General features: G+C 66.9%; 7 protein-coding genes. 2 read left to right on the top strand and 5 right to left on the bottom strand.

What is annotated here, in order from left to right:
* Both DAEP_RS23110 and DAEP_RS0120635 read right to left on the bottom strand, forming a co-directional pair.
* Positions 1–820: Na/Pi cotransporter family protein (locus DAEP_RS23110; protein WP_036761522.1), on the bottom strand; the 820-nt coding region annotated here is incomplete at its 3' end.
* A gap of 435 nt (positions 821–1,255) precedes the next feature.
* Entirely contained in the window at positions 1,256–2,053 is a 798-nt protein-coding gene (locus tag DAEP_RS0120635; RefSeq protein WP_027246029.1) for a helix-turn-helix transcriptional regulator, read from the bottom strand.
* A 97-nt stretch (positions 2,054–2,150) separates the two neighbouring features.
* On the opposite strand from DAEP_RS0120635, the gene speB reads away from it, so the two are divergent.
* The gene (gene speB, locus DAEP_RS0120630) at positions 2,151–3,122 is read left to right on the top strand and encodes an agmatinase (RefSeq protein WP_027246028.1); all 972 of its coding nucleotides are present in this window, start codon (positions 2,151–2,153) and stop codon (positions 3,120–3,122) included.
* 221 nt (positions 3,123–3,343) lie between these two features.
* Here the strand turns inward: speB and DAEP_RS0120620 are convergent, their stop codons facing one another.
* Both DAEP_RS0120620 and DAEP_RS0120615 read right to left on the bottom strand, forming a co-directional pair.
* Positions 3,344–4,552 carry a mandelate racemase/muconate lactonizing enzyme family protein gene (locus DAEP_RS0120620; protein ID WP_027246027.1) on the bottom strand — a complete coding sequence of 403 codons (1,209 nt, stop codon included), beginning with the start codon at positions 4,550–4,552 and terminating at the stop codon, positions 3,344–3,346.
* 13 nt (positions 4,553–4,565) lie between these two features.
* Complete coding sequence (locus DAEP_RS0120615; protein WP_027246026.1) at positions 4,566–6,224, bottom strand: GMC family oxidoreductase; 1,659 nt, start codon at positions 6,222–6,224, stop codon at positions 4,566–4,568.
* 104 nt (positions 6,225–6,328) lie between these two features.
* Between DAEP_RS0120615 and DAEP_RS0120610 the strand changes: the two genes are divergently transcribed.
* Positions 6,329–7,219: a LysR substrate-binding domain-containing protein gene (locus DAEP_RS0120610; protein WP_036761551.1), complete on the top strand. Its 891-nt coding sequence runs from the start codon at positions 6,329–6,331 to the stop codon at positions 7,217–7,219.
* 57 nt (positions 7,220–7,276) lie between these two features.
* On the opposite strand, the gene DAEP_RS0120605 is transcribed toward DAEP_RS0120610, so the two are convergent.
* Positions 7,277–8,392, bottom strand: coding sequence for a cystathionine gamma-lyase (locus tag DAEP_RS0120605; RefSeq protein ID WP_027246025.1), 1,116 nt, complete (start codon positions 8,390–8,392; stop codon positions 7,277–7,279).
* Positions 8,393–8,409: the final 17 nt, after the last annotated feature.

Raw genomic sequence — 8,409 nt, 5'->3', positions numbered from 1 at the left:
CGCCCTGCGGATCGCCGAGCCAGCCCTGGCGCAGCGCCAGATTGGCCCCGAGCAGGCAGATCACCGCCCAGGTGCCGCGCAGGGCGAGGTTGGCATAGGGAATGCGCCGCGCCTTCAGGTCCATGCCGCGGCTGAGCCAGACCGGAATGAAGGCGGAGCCGAAATTGGCCCCCAGAACCAGCGACAGCCCGGCGGCAAAGGGAAGGGCGCCGATCTGCACCAGCGTCACGCACATCAGGATCGCCGCGACGGAGGAATGCATCACGAAGGCCAGCGCGCCGCCCGCCAGGAAGGCGGTGATATAGTCGCGCGCCAGATAGCCCGCGATGGCGGGCAGAAAGGCGCTGCCGCGGATCGGGTCCATCGCCTCGCGCAGAAACCTGAGCGAAATCAGGATGAAAGCCACCCCCATCAGGATCCGCCCCAGCTGCCGCGCCTTCTTGGCCTCGGTCTTGACGAACAGGTAGCCGCCCGCCGCCAAAAGCATGGGCACCAGCCAGTCGAGCTTGAACGACAGGATCTGGATGATCAGCGCCGAGCCGAGATCGCCGCCCAGCACGATCGCCAGCCCGGTGGGGAAGGCGAGATAGCCGCTGGCCGCGAACCCCGACGCAAGCAGCGCCACCGCCGCCGAGCTTTGCAGCACGATGGCGAGGGTCAGCCCCATCATTCCGGCCTGCAGATGGCTCTGCCGCCCGGTCAGCAGCCGCTGGAACGAGGCGCCATAGCTGCGCTCGATCCCGGTCCGCACCATCCGCACCGCGTAAAGCAGCAGCATCGTCGCGCCCGCGAGGCTGATCAGAAAGGTCAGGATCGCCATTACGCTCCCCTTTGACCTGCGCCAGCAGTGCGGGCGGCCTTTCCGGCGGCTCGCGGGCAGCGCTCAGTGTAGTGCGGGGACATCGGCATCGTATCTGGCGCCCTTCTTATGTTTTTCTGCCCGGTGAACCGCAGGGGGAGGGCTGGCCTGCCTGCGGCGGCAAGGGTACCGGAGGCGGTGCCTGCACCGGGATCATCCGCCGCCAGACCGCAGCAGCCCGGCGGGCGCTGCCCTTTCCTGCTTATCGGGCAGATTTCGCGAATATGTGGGTTTGGTCAACAGAAAAATTGGAAACTGACCGGATGCGCGCGGATGGTTCCGCTAACCCGCACATCCTCCGGTCGCAATCTCAGGCGTCCTGACCGCTTTGAATGCGCGGATTGCTGCGTGAAACGCACCTCTGAGGCCTCCGGGACAGCATCCCAGCCAAGGGCGCTACCCTGCCGCCAGATGCCGGGTCGCCATGGAAAACAGTTCAGCCTGCGAGGAGATCCCCAGCTTGGAGTAGGCGTGATGGCGATGCACCTTGACCGTGCCCTCGGCGATGCCCAGATAGGCCGCGGCCGACGGGGTCGAGTGCCCTTGCAGGATCAGCTGCACAACCTCCTGCTCGCGCGGGCTGAGCACGCCGGCGCCGAAGGTTTGCATCCGGTCTTCCCAGCCGTCCGGCTGCCCCCCCTGCACCGCGGCTTCCGCCTGCCCCCACTGCCGCCGGACCGCGGCAGAAATCACCTTGAACACCGCGTTCAGCCGGTCGGTGTCCGCGGCCTCGAACCGCTGCTGGCGGGCAAAGCGGGCCAGCGAGACGATGAACCAGCGCTCCGGCCCGTCCTGCACCAGAACGCCGATTTCGTCGCTGATATTTATCTTGCGGTAAAAGGCGCGGTAGTATTCCGAGCGGTAGAAGGCCTCGGGCGCCAGATCCATCAGCCGGTAGGCGCCCGGCGCGCAGCCGTTGCGGCAGGCCTGATACAGCGGGTCCAGCAGGTAGGGGCCGCTGGCGTAGAATTCCACCGTGATCGCCGCCTGCAGCTCATCCAGGTCCTGATACAGCGACACCGGCGGCAGCGCGCCGTCATACCGCGAGACGATCATCGATTCAAACCTGCAGCATTGGCCAAGGATCTGCCGCAGCGCGCCGGGAAAACGCTCGGTGCCGGCCGTCCCGGCCAGGGCGGCCATCGCGTCCGCCCATGCGGCGGGCAGCGGCGGGTATCGGGTTTCTATGCTCATCTATACCTATAGATATACATCCATTGCTGAGTTTACCGGCATAACCGCACATTGCAAACTGGGCTCACTCAGATTCTTCAATGTGACGGAGCCTTAGATGTCCAATACCTCCAGCGTGAACCCCGTGCAGGGCGACCTGGCCTTTACCCGCGACAGCGACCGCGGGGTGGTTGCCGAGGCCAGCTATGCCGGCGCGCTCAGCTTCATGCGCCGCCGCTATACCCGCGACCTCAGCGCTGCGGATGTGGCGGTGATGGGTGTGCCGTTCGACCTGTCGGTGTCCAGCCGCTCCGGCACCCGTCTGGGCCCGCGGGCGGTGCGCTCGGGGTCCAGCCATATCGCCTGGTCGGCGCCATGGCCGTGGGAGGCGGACCCGTTTGAGGCGCTGCGGGTGGTCGATTACGGCGACTGCGAGTTCGACTATGGCTATCCGCACAAGGTGCCCGGACAGATCGCCCAGGCGGCGCGGGATGTGCTGGCCACGGATACGGCGCTGTTGTCGATTGGCGGCGACCACTTCATCACCTATCCGCTGCTCAAGGCGCACGCGGAGAAGCACGGGCCGCTGAGCCTGCTCCAGTTCGACGCCCATTCCGACACCTGGGCGGATGAGGAGGGCCGCATCGACCACGGCACCATGCTGTGGCACGCCATCCGCGAGGGGCTGGTGGATCCGGCCCGGTCAGTTCAGGTCGGCATCCGCACCCACAACCCCGATCCGCTGGGGATGAACATCATCGACGCCATCGAGGTGCAGAAGACAGGGCCGGAAGCGGTGGCGGAGAAGATCCGCGGCATTGTTGGCGGTCACCAGACCTATGTCACCTTCGACATCGACGCGCTGGAACCGGCCTCTGCCCCTGGCACCGGCACGCCTGTTATCGGCGGCCTCAGCCCCTATCAGGCGCAGGAGATCATTCGCGGCCTTGCGGGCATTGATGTGGTGGGCATGGACGTGGTGGAGGTCGCCCCGGCCTATGACATCTCCGAAATCACCGCCATCGCGGCGGCCACCATCGCCAACGATCTGCTCTGCCTCTACGCTGCCGGACCTTCCGGCCAGCGCTGAGACTGCGCGCAACAGGGCGGAGATCGCCCGGGCGCTGGACGTGCTTGCCGCGGCGGCGCAGAACATCAGCTGTTTCAGCAACCAGAAGCCCGCCACCGATCTGCCGGCCGGCAACCCGCACCTGGACCAAGGTGAAATCCGGGATTGAACCAGATGAGGGCCGCCTGGCGGACCTCCCGGCCCGGGGGCCGGTGCAGCTTGCAGCGGGTCCTGCGCCGCGCTTACGGAACCACCGGCTCCTGCGCCAGCTCCAGATGCAGCTTGCGGCCGGTATAGGGGCTGGCGGCGATGGCTGCGTCGTCCAGCTCCACCCCCAGGCCCGGTTCGCGGGAGGGGATCACATAGCCGTCCTCCCAGGTGATCGCGGATTTGAGACAGGACATATAGGGGCCTTCGAAGGTGCCGATGCTTTCGAGGATCAGGAAATTCGGGCTGCAGGTTGCGATCTGGATGTTCGCCGCCGCCACCACCGGCCCGCAATAAAGATGCGGCGCGATCTGGGCCTGCCGCGTCTCGGCCATGGAGGCGATCTTCTTGGCCTCCAAGAGACCGCCGACCCGCCCCAGATCCATCTGCAGGATCGAGGCCGCCCCGGCCTCCAGCACGCGGGCGAATTCATGCTTGGTGCAAAGCCGCTCGCCGGTGGAGACCGGAATAGAGGTAAACCGCGCCACCTCCGCCATATCGGCAGGGTTCTCCGGCGGCACCGGTTCCTCGAACCACAACGGCTCATAGGGTTCCAGCCGGCGCGCCAGCCGCTTGGCGCCGGAGACGGTGAACTGCCCATGGGTGCCGAACAGCAGATCCGCGCGGGTGCCGACCGCCTCGCGGATGCGTCTGACGAACATCTCGCTGCGCTCCAGATCCTCCAGCAACGGCTGGTGGCCGTCATAGATGGTGTAGGGGCCTGCGGGGTCGAATTTCACCGCGGTGAAGCCCTGCTCCACCCGCTGCAACGCTACCTCCGCCGCCAGATCCGGGTCGTTGTAGACATTGGGCGTGTCCGGGTCCGGGTACACATCCCCTTCTGGCGGATAAAGGTAGGTATAACTGCGCAGCCGCTCATGCACCTGGCCGCCCATCAGCTCATAAACCGGCTTGCCCGCGGCCTTGCCGATGATGTCCCAGCAGGCCATTTCCAGCCCGCTCAGCACCCCCATCACCGTCACGTCCGGCCGCATGGTATAGCCCGCGCCATAGGATTTGCGCCACAGCTTCTCGATATGATGCGGATCGCAGCCCTCGAACTGGCGGGCAAACATCTCCTCGGCCATCGCGCAGCAAAGGTCCGGGCCGAAGGTCGCGTTATAGATCTCGCCCGCTCCGGTGATGCCGCAGGCGGTGGTCAGCCGCACAAAGATGAAGTACCGCCCGCCGTGGCGCGGCGGCGGGTTGCCGAACACAAAGGTTTCGATTTTGTCGAGCTTCATCTGAAAATCCCTGTCATTCAGCCGCCAAGGCCCTGTTTTCGTTGTCGTCCAGCACCATCTGCGCCCCGCGCGCAGCCAGCATCATCGCGGGCGCGTTGGTGTTGCCGGAGGTCACATTCGGAAAGGCCGAGGCGTCAATCACCCGCAGCCCCGCCATCCCATGCACGCGCAGCCGCGCATCCAGCACCGAGTCTGCCGCAGTATGCCCCATCCGGCAGGTGCAGGAGGCATGAAACACGCTGCCCGCGCGCGCGCGGAAGTTTTCCAGCAGCGCCGCGTCATCCATGTGCAGGATATCCGGATCGCGCCGCTCCCGCGTCACCCGTTTGATGGCAGGGGTGGCGGCCAGCGCCTGCAGCAGATGGCTGGCGCGCACCGCCGTAACCCTGTCCTCCTCCGCCGACAGCGAATTCGGTTCGATCAGCGGCGCCTGGCCCGGGTCGGCGGAGCGGATAGTGATCTGCCCGCGGCTGAGCGGGCGGCTGGGCTGCACGCACAGCAGGAAGCCGTTGTCCTTATCGATCTGAGGCTTGCCGTTTGCCTGCGTCGAATAGGACGCCGGGTTGCAGTAGACCTGCACATCCGGCAGCGCCGCGCCTTGCGTGCGGACAAAGCCGCTGCACTGATTGACCGGCACGCTCAGCGGCCCCTTGCGGGTCAGCACATAGTGCAGCCCGGCCTTCACCTGCCCGGCGAAACTGCCGAGCCTGCTGTTCAGCGTCGCGGTATTGGCCCAGAAGTAATGCGACACCGCCAGATGGTCCTGCAGCCCCTGCCCCACCTGCGGCAGATCATGCTTCACCGCGATCCCATGCCGCTGCAGCAGCGCCGCCGGTCCGATCCCCGACAGCTGCAGCAGCTGCGGAGAGTTCACCGCGCCCGCGCTCAGGATCACCTCCCGCGCTGCCGCGGCCAGCTGCGTCTTGCCCTTCACCCGGTAGGCCACGCCAGTGGCGCGCCCGCTCGCGGTCAGCACCTTCTCCACCAGCGCGCCGCTGACCACGGTCAGGTTGCCGCGCTTCATCGCGGGCCGCAGGAACGCATCGGCCGAGGACCAGCGCCGCCCGGCCTTCACCGTGCTGCGGACATAGCCCAGGCCTTCACCGGGCAGGGTATTGGCCCCGCCCCCCGCCGCGGCGTTCATGTCCTGCAAAACCGGCCAGCCCATGTCCTGCCCGGCAGCGAGGAAGTTGCGGGCAAAGGGATGCATCCGCTCGCTGAGGTCGGTGACCCGCACCGGCCCCCTCCCGCGCAGCCGGCGGCGGCCCTCGTGCCACTCGTCGTTGCTCTCCAGCGCGTCATAGCTGGCGCGCACAGCCTCCCAGCCCCAGCCGGCGGCGCCCGCAGCCTCCCAATCGTCGAAATCATGCGGCAGTCCGCGCACATAGGCCATCGCGTTGATGGAGCTGGAACCGCCCAGCACCTTGCCCCGCGGCCAATACGCCGCGCGCCCGTTCAGCCCTGGATCCGCCGCCGCCGAATAGCGCCAGTTCACCCTGGGATCCGAGAAGGTAAATCCGTACCCCAGCGGGATCCTGATCCAGACCCGCCGGTCGGTGCCGCCCGCCTCGATCAGCAGCACCTTGTGGCGGCCGCTGGCCGTCAGCCTGTCCGCCAGCACACAGCCTGCTGAGCCGGCCCCGACGATGATAAAGTCAAATGTTCGCGCCATGGCCAGCCCGCATTCTGTGTCGTGCAAAGACCTTGCACAGCGCCTCAGGCGCAAATCAAACAATGTGTTTTGCCCCTTAGGGGTAATTCTGCTTAATGGTCTGCATGACCACCCTGCCCCATGTCACCTGGCTCAAAGCCTTCGAGGCCGCCGCGCGGCTCAGCAGTTTTTCCGCTGCGGCGGCAGAGCTGGGGCTGACCCCCGCCGCCGTCAGCCAGCAGATCCGGCTCTTGGAACAGCACCTGAACACCCGGCTGTTCAAACGCCTGCCCCGCGGCGTCGCGCTGACCGACACCGGCCAGGCCTATGCCCAGCCGATCCGAAAATCCTTTGACGATATGCAGCGCGCCACCACCGGCCTGTTCAGCAGCAAGCGCAAACGCGTGGTGCGGCTGCGCGCAACGATCTCTTGCGCCGCCCTGGTGATCGCGCCGCAGCTGGCCCGGTTTCAGGCCGAACACCCGGACATCTTCGTGCAGCTTTCCACAACGGTCTGGGCCAGCCGGTTCGACGAGGAGGCGCTGGACATCGACATCCGCTACGGCTCCGGCGACTGGCAGGAGGCGCAGATCCTGCATCTGGGCCACGAAAACGCCATTCCGGTGTGCAGCCCGGCCTATGCCGCAGCCCTTGGCGGCGCGCCGTCGATCGAGGATCTGGCCCGCGCCGACGTGGTGCAGATCATCGGCTCCGAAACCGACTGGGGCCGCCTGGCGGATCTGCACGGGCTGACGCTGCAGGTCACCACTGACTGGCTCAAGGCCGATTCCTCGCTGCTGGCGCTGCAGACGGTGGCGGCAGGCCATGGGGTTACGATGGTGCTGGAAAGCTTTGCCAAGCAGTATCTGGATCAGGGGCTGGTCATCGCCCCCACCGCCTGCAAGCTGCCGAAACGCCGCTCGCACTACCTGGTGATCAACGACCGCGCGGGCCAGCGGGAGGAGGTGAAGGCGGTCACCAGCTGGCTCACGTCGCTTTATCAGGCGCTGACCTAAGACTGTTTTCCGCGCCTGTCCCCGCAGGGACAGCGGCGGGAAACCACTATGGCGGCCCTAGCCCTGAAGCGCGTCCAGCGAAGCCGCCATCGCGCTCCACAGCTCTTCCGCAGGTTCGGTGCCGACGGAAATCCGCACAAACCCCGGCGCCACGGCATCGCCCCAGCGGGCGCGGCGCTCCGCCGAGGTATGCACCCCGCCAAAGGAGGTCGCTGCCCGGATCAGCGGGCAATTGTTGATGAAGGCATCGGCCTGGTCCGCGCTGTCCAGCGTGACCGAGATCAGGAAGCCGAACCGCGCCATCTGCTGTTTCGCCAGCGCGTGCGAAGGATCGGATGTCAGCCCCGGAAAGCGGATCTTTTGCACCCGCGGATGCGTGGCCAGCCGTTCGGCCAGCAGCTCTGCGGTGCTGCACATCCGGTCGAACCGCACCTCCAGCGTTTCCAGCCCGCGGTGCGCCAGCCAGGCCTCCTGCGGGCCGGGGATGCCGCCGCCGAACAGCCGCCACTCCCGCGCCGCCTGCAGCACATCCTGGTTGCGCGTCGCCAGATGCCCCATCAGCACATCCGAATGGCCGCCCGGCGCCTTGGTGTCGGAGGCCACCACCACATCCGCGCCCAGTTCCAGCGGGCGCTGGCCCAGCGGGGTCATGGTGGTGTTGTCCACGATCAGCAGCCCGCCCGCCGCACGCACCGCCTCCGAAACCGCGCGCAGATCGCAGAGGTCCAGTCCGGGGTTGGACGGGGTTTCCGCAAAAACAACGTCAAAGCCCTCAAATCCGCCTTCGGCAAAGCTGGCCGTCGGGCGCTGCTCCACCGCAACCCCCAAAGGCTGCAGGAACCGTTCGCTGAGGCGCCGGGTCACGTAATAGCCGTCCGACGGGATCAGGATCCGGGAGCCTGCCTTGACCGTGGCAAACAGCGACGCCGAGATCGCCGCCATGCCCGAAGGGAAAGCCAGCGCCGGCGCATCCTCCAGATACCCCAGCACATGCTCCAGATGCTCCCAGGTGGCGTTGTCCGCGCGGCCATAGCTGGGGCCGCCGTTCCAGTCGCCCGGCAGATGGTACATCGAGCTTTGCGTCAGCGGCAGCGCCACCGGGTCGCCCTCGGACAGCGTGTTGCCGCGCAGGTGCAGCATGGCTCCGGGTTTGGGGGCGGTGGGTTTGTCCATGGTGCGGGCGCCTTTCC

The sequence above is a fragment of the Leisingera daeponensis DSM 23529 genome (genome assembly GCF_000473145.1).
Classification (GTDB): Bacteria; Pseudomonadota; Alphaproteobacteria; order Rhodobacterales; family Rhodobacteraceae; genus Leisingera; species Leisingera daeponensis.
This window is presented reverse-complemented; position numbering and strand designations above follow the sequence as displayed.